This is a genomic window from Yersinia pekkanenii (assembly GCF_001152565.1).
Lineage (GTDB): Bacteria > Pseudomonadota > Gammaproteobacteria > Enterobacterales > Enterobacteriaceae > Yersinia > Yersinia pekkanenii.
Genome location: NZ_CQAZ01000042.1, coordinates 1 through 20,841 on the forward strand (window position 1 = coordinate 1; position 20,841 = coordinate 20,841).

Below are 20,841 nucleotides of genomic sequence, written 5' to 3' on the forward strand. Positions count from 1 at the left end.
ATATTTATATATTATTAATTTAATGGAAATTAAAATAACCATCAATTTAGTGATGATAATAATTTATATTGGCGCTTGCCTTTATTTATAATTTATATCAGCTACCTTTATAGGTGCAGCAGATATTTATTATCACTTTCATCCTTTTATAGGGATTTGTAAGGATTACCTATGTCTACAGATGATCAAAAAGTCGGGCTTATTCCGGTAACCCTGATGGTTGCAGGGAATATCATGGGCTCTGGCGTATTCTTATTACCGGCTAATTTAGCCGCAACTGGCGGAATTGCAATCTGGGGGTGGCTGGTCACTATTATTGGCGCTTTAGCACTTTCAATAGTTTATGCCAAAATGTCATCTTTGGATGAGAGTCCCGGCGGTTCCTATGCTTATGCACGGAGAGCTTTTGGCCCATTTTTAGGTTACCAAACTAACGTTCTTTATTGGTTGGCATGTTGGATTGGTAATATTGCCATGGTCGTGATTGGTGTTGGTTATCTCAGTTATTTTTTCCCAATTCTGAAAGAACCGATGGTATTAACCATCACTTGTATTATTTTTCTGTGGATATTTGTCGGGTTGAATATTATCGGGCCTAAAATGATTACCCGAGTTCAGGCAGTTGCCACGTCACTGGCATTGATCCCTATTGTGGGTATCGCTTTATTTGGCTGGTTTTGGTTCAAAGGCGAAACCTATATGGCGGCCTGGAATGTCAGTGGGTTGGGTACTATTGGCGCGATTCAAAGTACCTTGAATGTGACGTTGTGGTCATTTATTGGGGTGGAAACCGCCTCTGTGGCTGCTGGTGTGGTGAAAAATCCAAAACGGAATGTGCCAATAGCCACTGTCGGTGGAGTCTTAATCGCGGCTGTCTGCTACGTCCTTTCTAGCAGCGCTATCATGGGGATGATCCCCAACGCAGAATTACGGGTGTCAGCATCGCCCTTTGGTGATGCCGCGCGTTTGGCATTAGGTGACACCGCCGGAGCCATAGTTTCACTCTGTGCCGCCGCGGGGTGCTTGGGGTCGTTAGGTGGCTGGACATTAGTTGCCGGGCAAACGGCAAAAGCTGCCGCAGATGATGGGCTATTCCCGCCGATTTTCGGTAAGGTCAACAACGCGGGCACCCCGGTCGCAGGACTGATTATTCTCGGGGTATTGATGACGGTATTCCAAATTAGCAGCATCTCGCCCAATGCCGCCAAAGAGTTTGGATTAGTTTCTTCGGTTTCAGTTATTTTTACGTTGGTTCCTTATATGTATACCTGCGCTGCGCTATTGCTGGTCGGCCACGGCCATTTAGGGACACAAGTCAAAACTTATGTCGGTATTACACTTATCGCTTTTGTCTATTGCATTTGGGCTGTAGTGGGGTCGGGAGCAGAACAGGTGATGTGGTCATTCGTTACTCTGATGGTTATTACCGCACTCTATACTTTCAATTATAACCGCACCCATAAAAATCCATTCCCGCTCGATTCTCCTGTGAAAAATGCTCAGTAAAACCGGAATCTACCCAGCAATCGGGTAGGCATCATTGATGCTATGTGACGAATCATAGCTAAAGGGATAAATACGATGATTGATTTAAGTCGCCATAAAAAACGTAACGTTTTAGTCGTAGACAGTAATATTCGTGATTTCAATACCGCTAATGGTCGGGCGGTTAATGAACTAATCATTGCTTTGGATGATATTAATTTCAATGTGATTGCTGCCGCAACATTTGAAGATGGTAGCGCCACAGTCGCGTCGGATGCTTCGCTGTGTTGTATTTTTGTTGATTGGACTTCTGGCGGAAATGATGATGAATCTCACAGCCAGGCGTTTGCATTATTGCAAGATATTCGCCGTCGGAATAAATCAATTCCAGTGTTATTAATGGCAGAGCATTCATGTATCAATAGCCTGAGCTTAGATACCATGAAACTGGTAAATGAATTTGTTTGGATGCATGAGGATACAGCGGAGTTTATTGCCGCCCGAGCCAAGGCGTTAATTAGTAAGTATTATCAGCAATTATTGCCTCCCTTTACTAAGGCGCTGTTGCAATATACACAAGATAATCCTGAGTATTCTTGGGCTGCACCCGGTCATCAAGGTGGCGTGGCGTTCAGCAAAACAGCGGTGGGGCGTGAGTTCTTAGATTTCTTTGGCGAGAATCTGTTTCGTTCAGATACCGGTATCGAGCGGGAGTCATTAGGGTCGCTGCTGGATCATAGTGGGCCAATAAAAGAGTCTGATGCGTATGCCGCACAGATTTTCGGTGCGCATATCAGTTACTCGATGCTCAATGGCACCTCTGGTTCTAACCGCGCCATTATGGCTGCCGTGGTTGGTGAAAAACAGATCGCGTTATGTGATCGTAACTGCCATAAGTCAATTGAACAGGGGTTGGTGTTATCCGGGGCCTTACCGGTGTTTTTTATCCCGACACGTAACCGCTATGGCATCATCGGCCCGATCCCAAAAGCTCAATTTCAGCCCGCCGCCATTACACAGAAAATTGCACAAAATCCATTGAAGTCAATGGCTTCAGATAGTCAGCCAGTCTATGCAGTCGTCACTAATTGTACCTATGACGGTATGTGTTACAACGCGAAGCAAGCAGAGGATCTCTTAGCAAAAAGTGTCGATCAGATTCACTTTGATGAGGCGTGGTATGCCTATGCTCGCTTTAACCCGCTTTACCATGATCGCTTTGCCATGCGTGGTTCGCCAACGGATCACTCCCCACTGGGGCCGACCGTTTTTGCCACGCAATCGACACATAAATTATTGGCCGCGTTATCACAAGCTTCTTATATCCATGTGAGAAATGGTAAAAAACCTATCGAACACTCCCGTTTTAATGAATCTTATATGTTGCAGTCCACTACCTCGCCGTTGTACGCCATTATTGCCGCCAATGAAGTGGGCGCTGCGATGATGGAGGGTGAGCAAGGGCAAGCGCTGACACAGGAAGTTATCGACGAAGCGGTCGATTTCCGCCTGGCGCTAGCGCGTGCGCATGATGCCTTTGCCGAGCAACGTGAGTGGTTCTTTAAACCGTGGAATGCACCAGAAATCACCGACAGTAAAAGTGGTAAAAAAGTCCCCTTCGCTCAAGCATCAAGAGAACAGTTAGCCACGGATCCAGACTGCTGGGTTCTCAAACCCGGTGAGTCGTGGCATGGATTTGACCCGTTGGATGATGATTGGTGCATGCTCGATCCCATCAAGGCCGGGATAATGGTGCCGGGTATGGGGGATGACGGCAAATTGCTAGAAAACGGCATCCCCGCAGCGATAGTGACTGAATTCCTTGGTCAGCGGGGAATTGTGCCTTCGCGAACCACTGATTTTATGGTGCTGTGCCTATTTTCAGTGGGAGTCACCAAAGGGAAATGGGGGACACTGATCAATGTGCTATTGGAATTTAAACAGCATTACGATGGCAACACCCCGGTCTCTATTTGCCTGCCTGATTTAGCAAAGAATTATCCACAGCAATATGGGCATATGGGGCTGAAAACTCTGTGTGACACGATGTTCGCTTATATGAAAACCAGTGAAATGGACAAATTACAGGCGGAGGCGTTCAGCCATTTACCGACACCGGTCACCTTGCCGCGTCAGGCTTTTCAGGATCATATGGCTGGGCGCTGTGAATTGTTGCCATTGGATAAATTAGCTGGGCGAATTTCCGCCGTAGGGGTGATCCCTTATCCTCCGGGGATCCCGATCGTAATGCCGGGGGAGAATTTCGGCAGCGATGGCGAACCATGGCTACGCTATATTCGCAGCCTTGCGGAATGGGGCCAGCATTTTCCTGGGTTCGAGAAGATTCTGGAGGGGTCCGAGCAGAAAAATGGGCAGTATTATATTTGGGTGCTGAAGTCATAATGATGACAGGCACTTCACATTAACCTGACAGGATAATGACAAAGTGCCAGCGGCGGAGGGAACCGGCAGATCGTAAATATGCCGTCACATCGTCCCTGATGGCGCGGACGCTTTACTCTTCTGCCCATCCTCACCGTTTCACCGCGAATCAGGGGCTTACAGGTAATTTTGCAGCAGCGATGCTACGATTGGATGAGCGCTTAGGGTGATTCCTGACCATTGTTGGACAAGCCAGCGGGGCCAATATCAGACAATGGCGAGGATGCTGTTGTTTCGGTTTCATGTGGGGTAGTTGAACGGGTATAGATGTTCAGCCCGGCCAGAAAAACGCCACCTAATGAACTCAAAGCCATTACTGCAATCAGGATAATGAGTGCTTTTCTTAGCATAATTATTTTCACTTTTTATCTAAACAGGGGGAATTATAATCTGTTCACTGAATGATACAACCATGTTGCATTCTTGATGCGCCGATATGCTGGACAGGCGAAGAGTATCAGTCGCTAAACCTTACCGGGTTTTAAACAGGAATTTCCCTAGAGTGACCAATACTACCGCAGACACAATGATGGCCAAGGCGCACCATTCGGTAGTCGATAAACTTTCACCAGCAAAACCAATGCCCAGCAACACGGCAACCACCGGATTGACATAAGCATAGCTGGTAGCCACCGCAGGGCGGACATTCTTCAGCAAGAACATATACGCACTGATGGCGAGCATTGAACCAAAAACAATCAGATAAAGTAGCGAAAGGATACCGCTCATACTTGGCATTCGGTTCAGTTCTTCGCCACTTAGCGTACTGGCAAGTAGCAGCACCACGCCAGCAACCAGCATCTGTGCTGCACCAGACATTGGGCCACTGGGCAGTGTCAGGCGTGAACTCCAGACTGAGCCAAAGGCCCAACTGGCGGAAGCCACTAATATCAATATTGCGCCTACCGGGTTACCCAGTAAGTTGCTGCCAGTATTCAGCAATATAATCCCTACCAGCCCGAGTGCAATTCCTGACCATTCCAGCTTGGTGTTACGCATACCCCATAACATACTGAAACACAGCGTGAATAGAGGAACCGTTGCCACCATGACTGCCGCAATGCCCGACGGGACATGCTGGTGTTCGGCGATAGTAACCAGCCCATTGCCGATAGCTAATAATAAAATGCCGATCGCACTGGCTCCCCCCCATTGCCGTAGCGTGGGTAGGGCATGGCCACGAATGGCGAGGAAGCTGAACAACAGTATCCCGGCGATCAGGTAACGTAAGCCGGCCATCATCAATGGTGGCCAACTTTCAACCCCGATGCGAATGACCAGATAGGTTGAACCCCAGACGAAGTATAAGGTAAAAAGCGAACCGACCAGCAACCACATATTACGGCTATTTTGCTTCAGCATAGTTATTCAATAAAAAAGGGGCGGTAAAACAGATAGGCATCAGTAAACATGAGAATGGCGACAGTTGGCAAAGGTTTTTATCATTTTTTTACGTTTTAATTTTTCGTTTAAATTTTGCACTAAAATCTCAATGGATGAAAATAATTTTCCTATCAATAATAAAAAGCCGGGAGTGATTTCCCGGCGAAAAAAGAATGATTAGAGTTGCCAGAGTCACTTCACACTGAAGTCTTCAAACAATAAAACAATGAAGGTAATTGTAATGCATCATAATTAGAATTGATAAACCAGACCTACAGCCACAACGTTATCTGTATTCAACTTCAGTTTGTTATCATCACTCAGTTGGTTGATTTTATAATCAACGTAAGTGGACATATTTTTATTGAAGTAATAATAAGCACCAATATCGACATATTTAACCAAGTCTGCGTCGCCAATACCTTCGATATCCTTGCCTTTAGATTGGATATAAGCCAACGAGGGTTTTAAACCGAAATCAAACAGATATTGTGCGACTAATTCCACATTTTGTGTTTTATTAGCAAAACCACTGACGCTGGTTGACAGATTATTAATGGTCGCGGTACCCGAAATTGGGGTCATATTACGGGTTTCGGCATAAGTCGCACCCAGATAAACACCGTTATCATCATATTTCAGACCGGTAGTCCAGGCATCGGCTTTATCGCCCTTACCAAAGTTGCTGTTCTTCTGTGCTGTGGTACGGTTTGATGACGCATAGGCCGCACCCACGCTGACGCCAGCACCTATTTCATAGCTGGAAGATAAACCGAAGCCGTCGCCATTTTGTTTGCTGGCATCTGCCCGTCCGTTATTACTGTCAGCCTCGCTGCCGTTCTTGCCTTGATATTGCAGCGAGAACTTCAGGCCATCAACCAGACCAAAGAAATCGGTGTTGCGGTACGTCGCAACGCCAGTCGTGCGGCCAGTCATAAAGTTGTCAGTTCTGGTGTAGCTGTCGTTACCGAACTCTGGCAACATATCGGTCCAGGCGGCGATGTCATATAATACGCCGTAGTTACGGCCATAATCGATTGAGCCTAATTTTCCGTAACGTAAACCGGCAAAGGCTAAACGTGTTTTGTTGTCTTTTGTTTCCTGGCTTTCAGCGTAGTTAGCGGCAATGTTATATTCCCACTGGCCGTAACCGGTCAGTTGGTCAGTAATTTGGGTCGCGCCTTTAAAACCAAAGCGGACATAAGATTTATCACCATCACTTTTATTATTGTCAGAAAAGTAATGCAGTGCCTTTACTTTTCCATATAAATCAAGTTTATTACCGTCTTTGTTATAAATCTCTGCTGCGTGTGACGTAGTGGCAACTAATAAAGCCGGTACCAAGATTGCCAGAATATTACGTTTCATATTTTGCCCTGTTTCTCTTATTTAAAAAGCCGCGAGTAGTGGAATTTTTTTCTGTGTTCAATATCTGTCTGAATTCGTCCAGCGCAGAATTTTTACCGCATCTGTGTGATATATTTATGACAAATCATAAATAACTGTGACATTGCGTAAATTTCATCCCGCTGTCATTTGTGCAAGAAGGGGACCTGATGGTGCTTTCGGGCTGACGTGAGCGTTGTGGTGTGGGAGAATAGGGCAACATTCAGTTTAGATAAGACATGCATGGCGTTGTCCCCGGCAGTAAAAGAACAAATCAGTCAGTGGTATAAGGCTCTTTCGCAGCAGATCCCGGATTTTATTCCCCGGGCACCACAGCGCCAGATGATCGCCGAAGTGGCGAAAACGCTGGCCGGTGATGCTGGCCGTCATTTGGCTATCGAGGCACCGACTGGTGTTGGCAAAACCCTGTCCTATTTGATCCCTGGTATTGCGATCAGCCGTGCAGAAAGTAAGCCGCTGGTGGTCAGTACCGCGAATGTGGCGTTACAGGATCAGATTTACAGCAAAGATTTGCCGCTGCTGAAGAAAATTATCCCTGATCTTAAGTTCACCGGTGCTTTTGGGCGCGGGCGCTACGTCTGTCCGCGTAATCTGGCCGCGATGTGCACCGATGTTTCTGGGCAGGGGGATCTATCCCTGTTTCTCGGCGATGAACTGGCTCCTGCTAATGGCGAGGAACAAGCGACTTGCCTGGCGCTATCTAAGTCGCTAAGCAGCCATAGCTGGGACGGGCTGCGCGACCATCATCAACGGGCACTCAGTGACAGCTTATGGGCCAAACTGAGTACTGATAAAGCCAATTGCCTTGGGCGTAATTGCCATTATTTTCGTGAATGCCCGTTTTTTATTGCCCGTAAAGAAATAGAAAGTGCTGATGTGGTGGTCGCCAACCATGCATTGGTGATGGCTGCATTAGAAACTGAATCTGTGTTACCTAATCCGAAAGAGTTGCTGCTGGTTTTGGATGAAGGCCATCATCTACCCGATGTCGCGCGGGATTCTTTGGAAATTGAGGGCGAGATAACCGCATTCTTTGCCAATATGCAGTTGGATATGATAGTGCGGTTGGTGGACCAATGCATGGTGCAATACCGGCCTAAAAATCCGCCTGGGTTGTCTAATCCAGAGCGCTTGAAGGGCCATTGTGAGCAGTTGCGTGAGTTGATGTTGAGTGTGGAACAGCAGGTCAGTCAACTGCTACCTGCCGAGGGCAACCCGGCCGTGTATCGCTTTGAAATGGGCGAACTGCCCGGCAGTCTGACGGACGATTGTGCCAAATTATTCAAGCTGACGGATGCCCTGCGCGGTTTAGTGGAATTTGTACTCAATGATTTGAGCGAACAAACCGGCAAGCACGATATTGTCCGATTACATCGTGCCATTTTGCAAATGAGCAGGACACTGGGTTATTTGGATGCCATGAGCAAACTGTGGCGGTTAGCCGCGATGGATAAAGCCTCAAATGCGCCTATTTCCAAGTGGGTAACCCGTGATTATCGCGAGAATCAAACGCATCTCTATTTCCATTGCGTCGGGATACGCGTTAGTGATCAGTTAGATAAGATGTTATGGCGCAAAGTCCCCCATGTGATTGTGACGTCGGCGACATTGCGCTCACTGAATAGCTTTGCCCGTTTGCAGGAACTCAGTGGGCTGAGTGAGAAGGCCGGTGATCGGTTTGAAGCCCTGTCATCACCGTTTAATCATATTGAACAGGGCAAGCTTATCATTCCCAAAATGCGCTTTGAGCCGACGATGGCCCATGAAGCTGAACATTTGGCAGAAATGGCGCAATTTTTCCGCACGCAACACGCCAGTGGACGGCATAAAGGCATGTTGATTTTGTTCAGCAGCCATCGGGCGATGCAAACCTTCCTCAGTCATGTGACTGACTTGCGCTTGATGCTGTTGGTTCAGGGGGATCAACCCCGTTACCGACTGGTAGAAGAGCATCGTAAGCGGGTGAGTAATGGTACTGCCAGTGTCTTGATTGGCTTGCAATCCTTCGCCGAAGGGCTGGATTTGAAAGGTGAATTACTGACTCAGGTTCATATTCATAAAATCTCGTTTCCACCTATCGACAGCCCAGTGATCCTCACTGAAGGTGAGTGGTTGAAGTCGTTAAAACGTTATCCGTTTGAAGTACAAAGTCTGCCAAGTGCCTCGTTTAATCTGATTCAGCAGGTTGGGAGGTTGATCCGCAGTAATGAATGCCGTGGTGAGATTGTTATTTACGATCGGCGTTTACTAACCAAGGGTTATGGTTCGCGATTGTTAGCCGCGTTGCCGGTTTTCCCGATCGAGCAACCGGATATGCCAGAAGGCGTGATTGTTCCTGCTCCGGTGTTAAAGGCTGCGGTTAAGCCAACGGTGAAGAGAGGGCGGAGGAAACGGACGGCGTTATAGTGATAATATTTCAGTGAAATTTAATCTGATTTAGGTTTATTGCCTGATTTATGTTTAACACTGAGTTTATGCTAACGAGTACTGACAGGGGAAATGCCGCACCATGGATTACAGTAAGATTATCAAAGAGATTGGGCGCGGTAAGGATCATGCCCGTGATCTGGATCTGCCCACGGCCTATGAATTGTATAAAGCGATGCTGGCGGGGCAAGTACCCGCGCTGGAACTGGGTGGCATCCTGATTGCTTTTCGTATCAAAGGTGAATCCGAGCAGGAAATTCTGGGTTTTTATCAGGCGATGCAAGAACAGGTGATACCACTGCATGCCCCCAAAAACCGCCCGTTACCGGTAGTGATCCCAAGTTATAACGGTGCTCGTAAACAGGCCAATTTAACCCCGTTACTGGCGCTGCTGCTTTCGCGTCTTGGCTTGCCGGTTGTGGTGCATGGCGTGACAGAGGACAGCAGTCGGGTGACCAGTGCCGAGATTTTTCAACAACTGAATATCCCGTGGTCACTCAGTGCCGCTGACGCTCAACAACGTCTGGAGAGTGGATTGCCGGTGTTTATCCCAGTGTCTGTCTTATCCGCTCAATTAGACCAACAATTGCAGCAACGCTGGCGCATGGGGGTCAGAAATAGCAGCCACACGCTGGCAAAGCTGGCAACACCGTTTATTCACGATAGCGCACTGCGTCTGGCCAGTGTTTCTCATCCGGAATATATGCAGAAGGTGGGGGGCTTCTTCCAGGCGATCAGTGCTCCAGCCCTGTTACAGCAAGGAACTGAAGGGGAGGTGTATGCTAATCCATCACGCTGCCCTGCGATTCATTACATTAGTGGGGGGGAACAGCAAATCTTACTGGGGAGCCAACCAGGGCCGAGTGAGCAGGCGTTACCGCTATCGAAAGATGCAGCCATAACAGCAGGTTGGATTGAAAGATGTCTGGCCGGAGAGTTTCCTATTCCTGACTCGATTCAAAAACAGTTGGCATGTTGTCTGGTGGCGGCTGGGCGGGCTGACTCTGTAGAGCAGGCGCTGCAACAGATTAAAATAACTGTGCCGCTCTGACATCGGCTCATTTAACCATTTCAACCATGTATAATTGGCGGTGCGGTAACCGTGTCAGCCACGGTGAAGCCTAAGAGCGGAAGGGCGCAATCCAGAGTATCTGGCGATGGTAGGCAATATCCGCTCTCCACCCGTTTTGCCGCGATTTATGCTATCTTACGCGCCAGAAAATGCCTATCAGAGAGTCGGACGATGGAAAACAAAAAGATATTCCCAAAAGAAAAAAGCGGATTACACCCCCGAAATCGTCATCGCTCACGCTATGATTTTGATGCCCTCTCAGTGAGTTGCCCTGAGTTGGTCCCTTTTCTGGCACCTACCGCCTATGGTGATATTTCTCTCGATTTTGCCGATCCGATGGCAGTAAAAATGCTTAACCGGGCATTACTGAAACATTTTTACGGTATTGAATATTGGGATGTTCCGGCTGATTTTTTATGCCCGCCAATCCCTGGACGTGCTGATTATGTGCATCATCTGGCCGATTTATTAGCTAGCTGCAATGATGGTGTGATCCCACAGGGAAAGAATATTGCAGTACTGGATATTGGTGTTGGCGCTAACTGTATTTATCCGATTATTGGTCAACGTGAATATGGCTGGCGTTTCACCGGTACTGACATTGACCCACAAGCGCTCAGTGCGGCAAAAATGGTGGTATCGATGAACCCGACGCTGAAAAATACGCTGCGGCTTACACTACAAAAAGATCCGCAAGCTATTTTCGCAGGGGTGCTGGCGGTGAATGAACGCTATGACGTTACGCTATGTAACCCCCCATTCCACAGTTCAGCAGAGGAAGCGGCGGCCACTACTCGCCGTAAGTTACACAAGCTGGGGAAAAGCGAAGTAACTGATAAGCCAGTACAAAACTTTGGCGGCAAGAACAGTGAGCTCTGGTGTGAAGGTGGGGAAGAAGGGTTTGTTAGCCGTATGGTGGCGGAGAGTGTGACGAAAGCACAAAACTGCTTCTGGTTCACCTCATTGATTTCCAAAAAGACGACATTACCGGCCGTTTATCATGCTTTGCGCTACGCCAAGGCGGTAGAGGTTCGCACCATCGATATGGCGCAGGGGCAGAAGGTCAGCCGGTTTGTGGCATGGACTTTCCTGACGCCGGAACAGCAAGCTACCTGGAAGGCCGAGCGCTGGTAATCCCCGCGTATTTGACGTTGCAGGGGGCTGGCTGCTCGCCGCCTACCTGCCATTCCAATGACGTTGGTTATTGCACAATTATCCTCTGTTTTATCTTCCTCGATGTTGTTCACCTATTAACTGTTGTTCACCTGTTAATTCCAATACTTTAGGCTAAGCTGATCAAGATAAATCTTAGTCCGGCACCATAGCCGACAAGTCTTGGTTTTAATGTGATTTTTTGTCGTATTTTGATTGTATTAACTGATCGCCTAGGGTGAAAAATAATTTCCTGTTCAATAATTCACCATAAGGATTTAACTTATGCTGTTCAATTTCAGCTCATCCCATGCATCCCCGCGTGCCGAACTGACATCGATTGATAGTGCTATTGCCATGATTATTTTCAAACCCGATGGCACCGTGAAATATGCCAATAGGTTATTTTTACAGGCAATGGGATATCAGCAGGATGAGGTCATCGGTAAACATCATAAATTGTTTTGTGACCCGCAATATGTGCTCAGTGATGCTTATCGCCACCATTGGCAATTGCTCAATGAAGGGCGGCCAATTACCGATAATATTAAACGTATTCGTAAAGATGGCAGCATTATTTGGTTGCAGGGGACGTATACACCGGTGCTGGGTAGCCAAGGGAAAGTGATTGAAATTATTAAGATCGCCAGTGATGTTACTGAACGTATTTTACAATCTCAGGAACACCAGAGTTTGCTAAAGGCACTTAACCGCTCAATGGGGCTGATTACCTTCACTCCACAAGGCATTATTTTGGATGCTAATGATAATCTGCTGGAGGTTATCGGTTATTCGCTGGCAGATATTCAGCATAAATCGCATCAGGTATTGTGTACGCCAGAATTTTCTCACTCAGAAGAATATCGCCAACACTGGCAACGTTTAGCTCGTGGCGAGTTTATTATTGGCCGTTTTGAGCGTTTGAACAGCCGTGGTGAGCGAGTATGGCTAGAGGCCAGTTATAACCCGATTATGGACAATGAGGGGCAGGTGATTAAGGTAGTAAAAATTGCGCAGGATATCACGCAACTCATGCAACAGCAGGAGCATGAGGAAACCCTGATCCGTGACGTACATCACTTGTCATTAACCACCGATCGGTCAGCATCACAAGGGGCTGCGATTGTTCAACAGGCAGTGCGCGGTATGCAAGAGGTTGAGTTTATCGCCCGCGAAACGTCCAATGTGGTCAGTGATTTGGGCCGTTGCTCAAAAGAGATTGGTACTATGGTGGACGCTATTCGTAAAATTTCATCACAAACCAACCTATTGGCGATCAATGCCTCGATTGAAGCAGCTCATGCCGGTGAGCATGGCAAAGGGTTCTCTGTGGTAGCAAGTGAGGTCCGTTTGCTGGCAGACCAGTCACGTAAGGCGGCGACTGAAATCGAACAGATGACCAAGACGATTCAGAGCGGCGTAATGGCAGCGATCAAAGGCATGGGAACCTGTGTTGAGCAAGCGGGTGGTGGGGTGATACTGACACAAGATGCGGGTGAGGTTATCAATCAGGTTAATATCGGGATGCAGGATGTGGTGAAGCTGATGACGGCATTTGCGCAGGTCAAGAACCAGCAAGCACAGGTATGACGAACTAATTAGCACAAAAAAATTTGGCGGGATCAGTAAGATACCCGCCAGAGGTATTTTAGGGCAGAACTCAATATCGTCTCAGGAAACGTGTTGCAGAAATTCCTGTAAACGTTCACTGGGTGGATTAGAGATCAGGCTATCTGGGTCACCATCTTGCGCCACCCGGCCTTTATCAATAAAGATCAGACGCGATGCCACTTTTTGGGCAAAGCCCACTTCATGAGTGACGATGACCATGGTCATACCCTCTTCGGCCAAATCTTTCATCACCGTTAAGACTTCGTGCCGCAATTCCGGGTCCAACGCGGAGGTAGGTTCATCAAACAGCATCAGCTTGGGTTTCACCGCCAGAGCACGGGCGATAGCCACACGCTGCTGCTGGCCGCCAGACAGTTCAGACGGGTAATGATGAGCACGATCTTCCAACCCAACCTTGGTCAATAACGCCATTGCGAGTTTATTGGCCACTTCTTTAGAAGCACCCCGCACACGGAGCGGGCCAAAAGCCACATTTTCCAGCGCGGTCAGATGTGGGAACAGATAAAACTGCTGGAACACCATGCCAGCTTCCTGACGAATGAGGCGTTCATCGACTCTGGGGTCATTGACATCCAGTCCATCGACAATCAATTGGCCGCTGGTAATGACTTCCAGCTTGTTGATACAACGCAGCAGGGTAGATTTGCCCGAGCCGGAAGGGCCAATAATCACCACGACTTCTCCCTTGGTGATATTCAGATTGATATCGTGGAGCACCTGGGTTTTGCCAAAGTGTTTGGAGACGTTTTTGAATTCAATCATATTATTTTCAGCTTTCTTTCTAACCGACGCAGAACGAAGCTCAGAGCCAAGGTGATAATCAGGTAGATCACCGCCACTGCACTCCATATTTCCATCGCGCGGAAGTTACCGGCAATAATCTCCTGACCCTGACGAGTCAGTTCGGCTACGCCAATCACGATAAACAGTGAGGTATCTTTGATACTGACAATCCATTGATTACCTAACGGTGGCAGCATACGGCGCAGTGCCAGAGGAGCAATCACATAACGCAATGTTGCGCGTTTGGATAAACCCAGAGCCAAACCGGCTTCACGAAACCCATTGTGGATTGACAGTACCGCCCCACGGGTAATTTCCGCGATATAAGCACCAGAGTTAATCATGATGGTCACCACGGCGGCTGAGAAGGGATCGATGCGCAAAGGCATCATCATCGGCAATGCAAAGTAGATAAACATCACCTGCACCACAATTGGCGTACCACGGATCAGCTCGATAAACACTAAGGCAATATTTTTGCTCAGCCAACCGCCATAGGCACGGGCAAAACCTGCGGTTACCCCAATAATCAGGCCACCAAGCAACCCGAGGACCGAAATCCATAAGGTTAACTTGGCACCTTCAAGCAGGATTGGGATGGCGGGCCAAATAGCGCTCCATTCAAACTGCATGGATATTCTCCTGGTCTAAAAACGGCAAAAATAAATTACTTAGGTTCTACGCCAAACCATTTTTTATAGATTGCAGCGTAAGTGCCGTCTTCTTTCAGGGATTTCAGCGCCGCATTAACCTTTTCACGCAACTCACTGCCTTGTGGGAATGCGACCCCGTACTGCTGGGCTTTAATGGATTCACCCACCGCTTTGAACTGGCCATTACCGGCAGTTTTGATGAAGTAAAGGATGTTTGGTGTGTCATGCAAAACCGCATCAGCGCGGCCAGTGCCTAATTCCAGATAGGCGTTATCGATATTCGGGAATTGGCGCAGATCTTTGGTTTTGATGTTGGCTTTAGCGTAATCAACCGAACCGGTGCCGCTTTTCACTGCCAGCACTTTGCCTTTCAGATCAGCTTCACTTTTAATGTCGTTGTTATCCGCTTTTACCATCACTAGTAAGCCGCTGTTGTAGTAGCCGTCAGAGAAATCCACGGCCTTTTTACGTTCGTCAGTGATAGTGATACCGGCCAGAGCCAGATCAATGTTCTTGGTTTGCAACGCCGGAATGATGCCACTGAAATCCATTGGTTTCAGGGTGTATTTCAGATCCAGTTTTTTCGCGATGGCATCCCACAAATCGATATCGAAACCAACGTATTTGTCCCCTTGTTTGAACTCAAAAGGAACAAAAGCGGTATCCGTAGCAACAATCAGTTCTTTTTCTGCGGCGTGTGAGCTAACGGCAAAGGCCAGTGTCAGTGCGGCCAATGAAACTTTGATAAGTGACTTCATAAGTGGGCGTTCCTTTGTACTTTTGTGGATAGAGAACCGTTTTTATATTCCAGATAGCAATATGAAAAGATCATGCCAGAAATGTAACTTATTTAAATATAAAGAAATTATTCTAAATGATTAACATGCAATGACTTAGTTGGCATTATTTGTACTATCACGGCTCACCAACATGGGACGCTAATGTCATTATGGTGCAAATAATCCATTATTTACTTATTATTAACGTGTTAGTTAATAATAAACAATAGATGAATTGCATCAATGTAACAATATTGTTAACTGTCTCTGATTTTTGTTTGAGAAGGGTACCGCGAGGGCGACATGGGCTGCTATCGGAGTTGGCTATCTTTTGCGCTATATGGCCGCAATGAACAGAGCCGGATAACCGGCCCTGTTTCGTTGCCATGAGTCACCTTAGGCAGATGATTACTCAATATTCGCTTCAAGGAACCACAGGAATTTATCCAAATCACGAGACGCGGCAGTAAACATGTCGGCGCTATCTTCATCATCGACTTCTGTTATGGCTTTGCGGAGAAAGTTTGCGACCACCCCATAGCGATCCGCCAACTCCTTCAGGTGCTCTTGCACGCTATGAATATGGGTTGGATAGCTCTTCAATGGGGTTTTATCGGTAACAAGTTGTGCAGTACCGAGTGCAACACCGCCTAATTGTACGGCGCGCTCGGCAAAGGTATCCAGATGTTCGGTAAGGGCCGTGCGGAAGCCGTCCAGCATTTCGTGGACGGCGATAAAGTTAGCCCCGCGCATGTTCCAGTGAGCCTGTTTGGTGATAAGTGACAGATCGATAAACTGGATAACCATCTGGTTTAAGAGCTTAATCGTAAGCTCTTTAGTATGTTCATCAACATTATTACGGGTATAGATTAGTTCGGAAGATTTTGCTTTTACCAGTTTTGCTGTACTCATAATAGGTATCCCTTTATTGAGTTGATTACCAATTTCTTCACCGCAATAAGTATAACAAAGATATTTAATTTTGCAGGCCAGATAGTGCCTATTAATTAAATAGCCGATAGTCGGAATTGTTTGTAAATGTAATTTATTATTTCTCTTTAATAATATTGGCCTTACTTTGTTTATGTCTAATTGATAATATCTATCACTGCGGTTTACATGCATTTTTATTTAAGTATTATCTTTGTGTTTTTAAATGGTATTTACGGTTAAAAGCGAGGCTAAGATGTTATTAATTAATAGGTTGGCGAAGGTGAATGATGTGATAAATAAATAGTTATCCGACTGGACTATTTGATAGTGACTTTATTCGTGTGGTATGACGGCCAATGAATTTAACTGACATACCACACGGCAAGTTACTGCCGGGTGCGGGCAACAATAAATAAACGTGGGAATGCTAACAAGCGGCGGCCATCAGTCTGTTGTGGATAGGCAATATCGATGAGCGCCAGATAATCTTGCAGGAAATCCAATTGCATAGCTTCCGAAAGTGGTTCAAGAAAAGGCCGTAAACCGGTGGCACGTAACCAATCGACGATGGCTTGCGCTGAAGGCATCGGATGGTAATAGGTGGTACGCCAGATATCCACCTGATCTGCATTGGGAGCCAGTAAATCATAATATTGATTGGCAGTGAGTACTTTTGCCCGTATCGCCCCGGCTTCCTGTAGTGTCTGTTGCCACGGGCCGTTTTCTGCGACTTGCCGCATTGCCCGATGGCTTGGCTCGGCCAAATTATCGGGCATCTGGACCGCCAGTATGCCGTTGGCTGTCAGTTTGGCGAACAAAGAGGGGAAGAGCTGCGGGTGGTCAGTCAGCCACTGCAACGATGCGTTGGCATAAATAAGATCTTGTGGCTCGGAAGGTTGCCACTGGCGGATATCTGCCGCAAGAAAGGTGCAATCAGGCAGGCGCTTCTGCGCGCTAGCCAGCATAGCGGCAGAGTTATCAATACCGACAAGCTGAGTGTGTGGGAAGCGCTGGCGCAGCAATTCAGTGGAATTCCCCGGCCCGCAACCTAAGTCGCTGATGTGCCGTGGTTGTATCGCAGTGATGTGCGCTAACAGATCCTTCGCTGGGCGGGTTCGTTCTGCTTCAAATTGGCGGTATAAATCAGGGTCCCAGTCTTGCATGTATGGCCTCCAGTAGAAAAAGATGAGTTTATTATAGATTCTGCAAGGGTCCGCTAAACAATACCGCTCCGGTTGGTTGTCCGGTTGGGGAGCCACCATGAGGTTCTAGGCTGATTGCCAATAATGAATTACCGCTTAACTGATTTTCAGCCAGTATCAGATGTGTTGGCCCATGGGTATTCAACAACCCCAGTGAGTGCGGCTTTTCACCGGCCGGAATGCTCCATAACTCAAGGCTATTATTGTTGCTTACTGCAATCGGGTTCAGTGGGGTCAAGGTTAGGTTACGCGTTGACTTTTCCAGGCTAACCACCCATTGGCCATTTTGCTGGCTATTGGATAATACGGCCACCGGTACGGCAAGGGGCGGCTCGACCAACAAGCGTGGGATCACCAGCAGCGCGGCCAAACCCGCGGCGACAGCCCAACCCAGATAAGACCAACGATTAGGCTTAATGTGGCGCACATTGAGAGGGGGCAACTGTAACTCAAGCCGCTTCCAGACTCGCTCTGGTGGCTCCAAAGGCGTCAGTTGATTATCCAATTGAGTAAACAGGCTCTGCCAACGGGCAACATCCACCGCCAGCCGTGGGTCACGACGGATCCTTCGTTTAAAACGCATCTGGGCCAGTCCACGCAGGGTTCCCAGCGCATATTCTGCGGCCAGTGCTGAGTCATATTCGCGTCTGTTTTTCATAAACCTACACAGCTCTTCAGGTGATCCAGTGCACGACGTATCCAACTTTTTATCGTACCCAGTGGTTGCTGCAAATGAACCGATATTTCCCCATGGGAAAGCCCCTGATAATAAGCCAGCATAATACTTTGCCGTTGCTCTACCGGCAGATGGGTCATACAGTCTGCTAGCTGTTTAGCCTCATGGTCTTGCTGCAATTTTGCCAAAGGTGTCAGCGAGTTATCGGTCAGTGAATCTGCCTGGTCATCGTCCAGTGTTTGTAGGCGATTATCACTGCAACGCATCAGATCGATGGCCCGGTTGCGCACAATATGGGTCAACCAGGTCAGCGGAGCGCTGAGTTGCGCATTGTAATTACCGGCTCGGCTCCAAACGGTGAGAAAACTGTCGTGTAACACTTCTTCTGCCCGAGCATGGTTGCGTAGCATTCGAAAGGCGACTGCGAATAATCGGGGGGAGGTGAGGCGGTAAAGTTTTTCAAAAGCGGACTGATCGCCATGAGCAATGGCATTGATCAGCCCTATTTGTTGTTCCAGTGAACATTCGTTCATGCGCCAATCCCTAAAAGGTCCGTCAGGTGCAGTGAGACACTGCACCCAGTATAGACGGATTTTATTTAGGCATCAGAACAGCATCAATGACATCGATCACACCATTTTTCTGTTGTACATCATAGGTACTGATATTTGCAATGTTACCTTTGCCATCTTTAAGCTGAATATTATGTGGCCCATTATTCATGATCCATAATGATTGGCCATTGACTGTTTTCAGCTCTGCACGTCCGCCACCGGCTTTAATTTTACTTTCCAGTTGTTTCATATCGTACTTCCCTGGAACCACGTGATACGTCAGAATTTGGGTGAGCATGGCTTTATTTTCTGGTTTGACCAAACTTTCAACCGTACCTGCTGGCAACTTTGCAAACGCGGCATTGGTGGGGGCGAATACGGTAAATGGCCCGGGGCCTTGCAGGGTATCAACCAACCCCGCAGCTTTAACTGCAGCAACTAAAGTTGTGTGATCTTTTGAGTTCACCGCATTCTCAATAATGTTTTTGCTTGGGAGCATCGAAGCCCCCCCCACCATGACAGCTTCTGACGTCATAGCGGCCATAGAAACACTGCTGAAGGCTAAGGAAGCACAAATAACGGTATGAATAAGCGTTTTCATAATGTATTCCTTTTGGGATGGTTGAGGTGAAGTCTTGCCTCACATCTATCTATACGAATCAGCCAGGTGTTTTGGATGCAAAAAAAGTGAAAAATAATCAATAAAAAACGCCAGCCCGCGAAATGACAGGGCTGGCGTTTGATAAATAAGATATGACTGGGCGGATAAAAGGATCATTAGCCCAGATTTAGCACCAGCCCCCGATGCATAACGTAGGCATCAACATAGCCGAGTTGACTATGGTTAAACGCGTTTGGCAGTGTGGCAATAATCTCAAAACCAAGTTTTTGCCACAACGCAACCGCCAGAGTATTGGTGCTGACCACAAAGTTAAACTGAATAGCCCGGTAAGCGAGGGCGGTTGCCTGTTCAATACAATGGATCCCCAGCGCTTTGCCAATACCCAGCCCACGAGCTTGTCCGTCGACGATAAACGAAGCATTTGCCACATGGGAACCCAGACCGCGCTGGTTATCGATTAATTTATACATCCCCAGGATCCGCCCTTGGTGTAACGCAACCCAGCCACGAACTCCGGTACCAAACCAGTAATCATAGGCATCTTGTTTCGGCGTATCAGGGGTGAACACATAGGTGTCACCACCGTTGATTACAGCCTGAAACAGTGGCCAGATTTCAGCAAAATCTTCGGGTACTGCAATTCTGATTTCCATTATGTGGCCCTTTCAGGTGATTTGATCAAGTTGCGGCTTGGGTCTGATGGTCAAAGTGGCACCGATAGAGGCGCTGATAATCGATCCCAACGCCAGCCATTGAACCAACGTCAGATGTTCATTTAGGAACACCAGCCCTGAAATTGCGGCTAATGCGGGCTCCAGACTCATTAACGTGCCAAATGTCCGCGTGGGAAGACGGGTTAGCGCCACCATTTCGAGTGAGTAAGGTAATGCCGTCGATAGAATTGCCACCGCCAAAGCCACTGGCAAGATTGCAGGGCTGAACAGGGCCATACCGTTATAAGCCACCCCGATCGGGCAGAAAATCAGCGCAGCGATCAAAGAGCCAACCGCAACGGTACCGGGACCATGATCGCCGCCCGCTTTTTGACCTGAAATAATATAGATCGCCCAACAGGCACCGGCCCCCAGAGCACAAGCCGCACCAAATAAATCAATGGTATCAATGCTATTGCCCAAGGGTAACAGGAACCATAGGCCCAAAATGGCCAACCCCACCCAGATAAAATCGACCGGACGACGGGAAGCGAACATGGCCACTGCCAAAGGGCCGGTGAATTCCAGCGCGACCGCAATGCCTAATGGCACGGTTTTTAATGACAGGTAAAATAAAAAGTTCATTCCCCCTAATGCCACCCCATAAATAAGCAGGGGTAAACGGCTTCCAGCGTTAAATCGCATCCGCCAAGGCTTAAATATGACGAACAGAATAAGTGTGCCAATACCGAGCCGTAGCGAGGTTATTCCCTGTGCGCCGACCAGTGGGAACAAGCTTTTTGCCAGTGATGCGCCGCTTTGGATTGAGATCATAGCGATCACTAGTAACAGAATAGGGACTAATGGGAGTGAATGTTTGGATGAAGGAGACAAAGACATCCTTTTGAGCCTCAAAGAAAATGATTAGGTAGCCGTCTTTGCCAGTGTAAATGAAATGTCAGCCCAGTGTTGAAAAATAACCAAAG

General features: G+C 47.6%; 20 protein-coding genes. 7 read left to right on the top strand and 13 right to left on the bottom strand.

The genetic code is table 11. The features are described from left to right. The first annotated feature begins 171 nt into the window (after window positions 1-171). From adiC to AEP37_RS26210, 3 genes are all read left to right on the top strand, one after another. Window positions 172-1,506 carry an arginine/agmatine antiporter gene (adiC, locus tag AEP37_RS17895; protein WP_049614622.1) on the top strand — a complete coding sequence of 445 codons (1,335 nt, stop codon included), beginning with the start codon at window positions 172-174 and terminating at the stop codon, window positions 1,504-1,506. 75 nt (window positions 1,507-1,581) lie between these two features. Then, window positions 1,582-3,888: an Orn/Lys/Arg family decarboxylase gene (locus tag AEP37_RS17900; protein WP_049614623.1), complete on the top strand. Its 2,307-nt coding sequence runs from the start codon at window positions 1,582-1,584 to the stop codon at window positions 3,886-3,888. A gap of 35 nt (window positions 3,889-3,923) precedes the next feature. After that, the gene (locus AEP37_RS26210; protein ID WP_156168659.1) at window positions 3,924-4,097 is read left to right on the top strand and encodes a hypothetical protein; all 174 of its coding nucleotides are present in this window, start codon (window positions 3,924-3,926) and stop codon (window positions 4,095-4,097) included. Here AEP37_RS26210 and AEP37_RS17905 read toward each other — a convergent pair. The 3 genes from AEP37_RS17905 to ompF2 all read right to left on the bottom strand — a co-directional run bounded on the left by AEP37_RS17905 (window position 4,089) and on the right by ompF2 (window position 6,678). Beyond that, on the bottom strand, window positions 4,089-4,277 hold the full coding sequence (locus tag AEP37_RS17905) for a hypothetical protein (protein ID WP_049614624.1): 189 nt from the start codon (window positions 4,275-4,277) through the stop codon (window positions 4,089-4,091). The genes AEP37_RS26210 and AEP37_RS17905 overlap by 9 nt on opposite strands. 121 nt (window positions 4,278-4,398) lie before the next feature. Further along, window positions 4,399-5,289, bottom strand: a complete 891-nt coding sequence (yedA, locus tag AEP37_RS17910; RefSeq protein ID WP_049614625.1) for a drug/metabolite exporter YedA — start codon at window positions 5,287-5,289, stop codon at window positions 4,399-4,401. A 273-nt stretch (window positions 5,290-5,562) separates the two neighbouring features. Next, on the bottom strand, window positions 5,563-6,678 hold the full coding sequence (ompF2, locus tag AEP37_RS17915) for a porin OmpF2 (protein WP_049614626.1): 1,116 nt from the start codon (window positions 6,676-6,678) through the stop codon (window positions 5,563-5,565). 261 nt (window positions 6,679-6,939) lie between these two features. On the opposite strand from ompF2, the gene dinG reads away from it, so the two are divergent. From dinG to AEP37_RS17935, 4 genes are all read left to right on the top strand, one after another. Further along, window positions 6,940-9,123 (top strand): ATP-dependent DNA helicase DinG, encoded by a 2,184-nt coding sequence (gene dinG / locus AEP37_RS17920; protein WP_049614627.1) that lies wholly within the window; start codon window positions 6,940-6,942, stop codon window positions 9,121-9,123. 103 nt (window positions 9,124-9,226) lie between these two features. Next, window positions 9,227-10,195, top strand: a complete 969-nt coding sequence (ybiB, locus tag AEP37_RS17925; protein WP_049614628.1) for a DNA-binding protein YbiB — start codon at window positions 9,227-9,229, stop codon at window positions 10,193-10,195. Between the two features lie 192 nt (window positions 10,196-10,387). Beyond that, entirely contained in the window at window positions 10,388-11,350 is a 963-nt protein-coding gene (gene rlmF / locus AEP37_RS17930) for a 23S rRNA (adenine(1618)-N(6))-methyltransferase RlmF (protein WP_049614629.1), read from the top strand. A gap of 303 nt (window positions 11,351-11,653) precedes the next feature. After that, the gene (locus AEP37_RS17935; RefSeq protein ID WP_049614630.1) at window positions 11,654-12,958 is read left to right on the top strand and encodes a methyl-accepting chemotaxis protein; all 1,305 of its coding nucleotides are present in this window, start codon (window positions 11,654-11,656) and stop codon (window positions 12,956-12,958) included. 81 nt (window positions 12,959-13,039) lie between these two features. On the opposite strand, the gene glnQ is transcribed toward AEP37_RS17935, so the two are convergent. From glnQ to rhtA, 10 genes are all read right to left on the bottom strand, one after another. Beyond that, on the bottom strand, window positions 13,040-13,762 hold the full coding sequence (gene glnQ / locus AEP37_RS17940; RefSeq protein WP_049614631.1) for a glutamine ABC transporter ATP-binding protein GlnQ: 723 nt from the start codon (window positions 13,760-13,762) through the stop codon (window positions 13,040-13,042). Further along, complete coding sequence (gene glnP / locus AEP37_RS17945; protein WP_049614632.1) at window positions 13,759-14,415, bottom strand: glutamine ABC transporter permease GlnP; 657 nt, start codon at window positions 14,413-14,415, stop codon at window positions 13,759-13,761. The genes glnQ and glnP overlap by 4 nt, the downstream gene beginning before the upstream one ends. Before the next feature lie 35 nt (window positions 14,416-14,450). Beyond that, window positions 14,451-15,194: a glutamine ABC transporter substrate-binding protein GlnH gene (gene glnH, locus AEP37_RS17950; protein ID WP_049614633.1), complete on the bottom strand. Its 744-nt coding sequence runs from the start codon at window positions 15,192-15,194 to the stop codon at window positions 14,451-14,453. A gap of 429 nt (window positions 15,195-15,623) precedes the next feature. Then, window positions 15,624-16,127 (bottom strand): DNA starvation/stationary phase protection protein Dps, encoded by a 504-nt coding sequence (gene dps, locus AEP37_RS17955; RefSeq protein WP_049614634.1) that lies wholly within the window; start codon window positions 16,125-16,127, stop codon window positions 15,624-15,626. Between the two features lie 407 nt (window positions 16,128-16,534). Further along, window positions 16,535-17,311 carry a trans-aconitate 2-methyltransferase gene (tam, locus tag AEP37_RS17960; protein WP_049614635.1) on the bottom strand — a complete coding sequence of 259 codons (777 nt, stop codon included), beginning with the start codon at window positions 17,309-17,311 and terminating at the stop codon, window positions 16,535-16,537. 31 nt (window positions 17,312-17,342) lie between these two features. Continuing rightward, entirely contained in the window at window positions 17,343-18,008 is a 666-nt protein-coding gene (locus tag AEP37_RS17965) for an anti-sigma factor (RefSeq protein ID WP_049614636.1), read from the bottom strand. Next, a complete protein-coding gene (locus AEP37_RS17970) occupies window positions 18,005-18,559 on the bottom strand; it encodes a sigma-70 family RNA polymerase sigma factor (RefSeq protein ID WP_049614637.1) in 555 nt (184 codons plus the stop codon). Before AEP37_RS17970 ends, AEP37_RS17965 begins: the two co-directional genes overlap by 4 nt. 61 nt (window positions 18,560-18,620) lie before the next feature. Continuing rightward, complete coding sequence (locus AEP37_RS17975) at window positions 18,621-19,181, bottom strand: fasciclin domain-containing protein (protein ID WP_049614638.1); 561 nt, start codon at window positions 19,179-19,181, stop codon at window positions 18,621-18,623. 176 nt (window positions 19,182-19,357) lie between these two features. Beyond that, window positions 19,358-19,855 (bottom strand): GNAT family N-acetyltransferase, encoded by a 498-nt coding sequence (locus AEP37_RS17980; RefSeq protein ID WP_049614639.1) that lies wholly within the window; start codon window positions 19,853-19,855, stop codon window positions 19,358-19,360. Between the two features lie 12 nt (window positions 19,856-19,867). Beyond that, on the bottom strand, window positions 19,868-20,755 hold the full coding sequence (gene rhtA / locus AEP37_RS17985; protein WP_049614640.1) for a threonine/homoserine exporter RhtA: 888 nt from the start codon (window positions 20,753-20,755) through the stop codon (window positions 19,868-19,870). Window positions 20,756-20,841 lie beyond the last annotated feature (86 nt).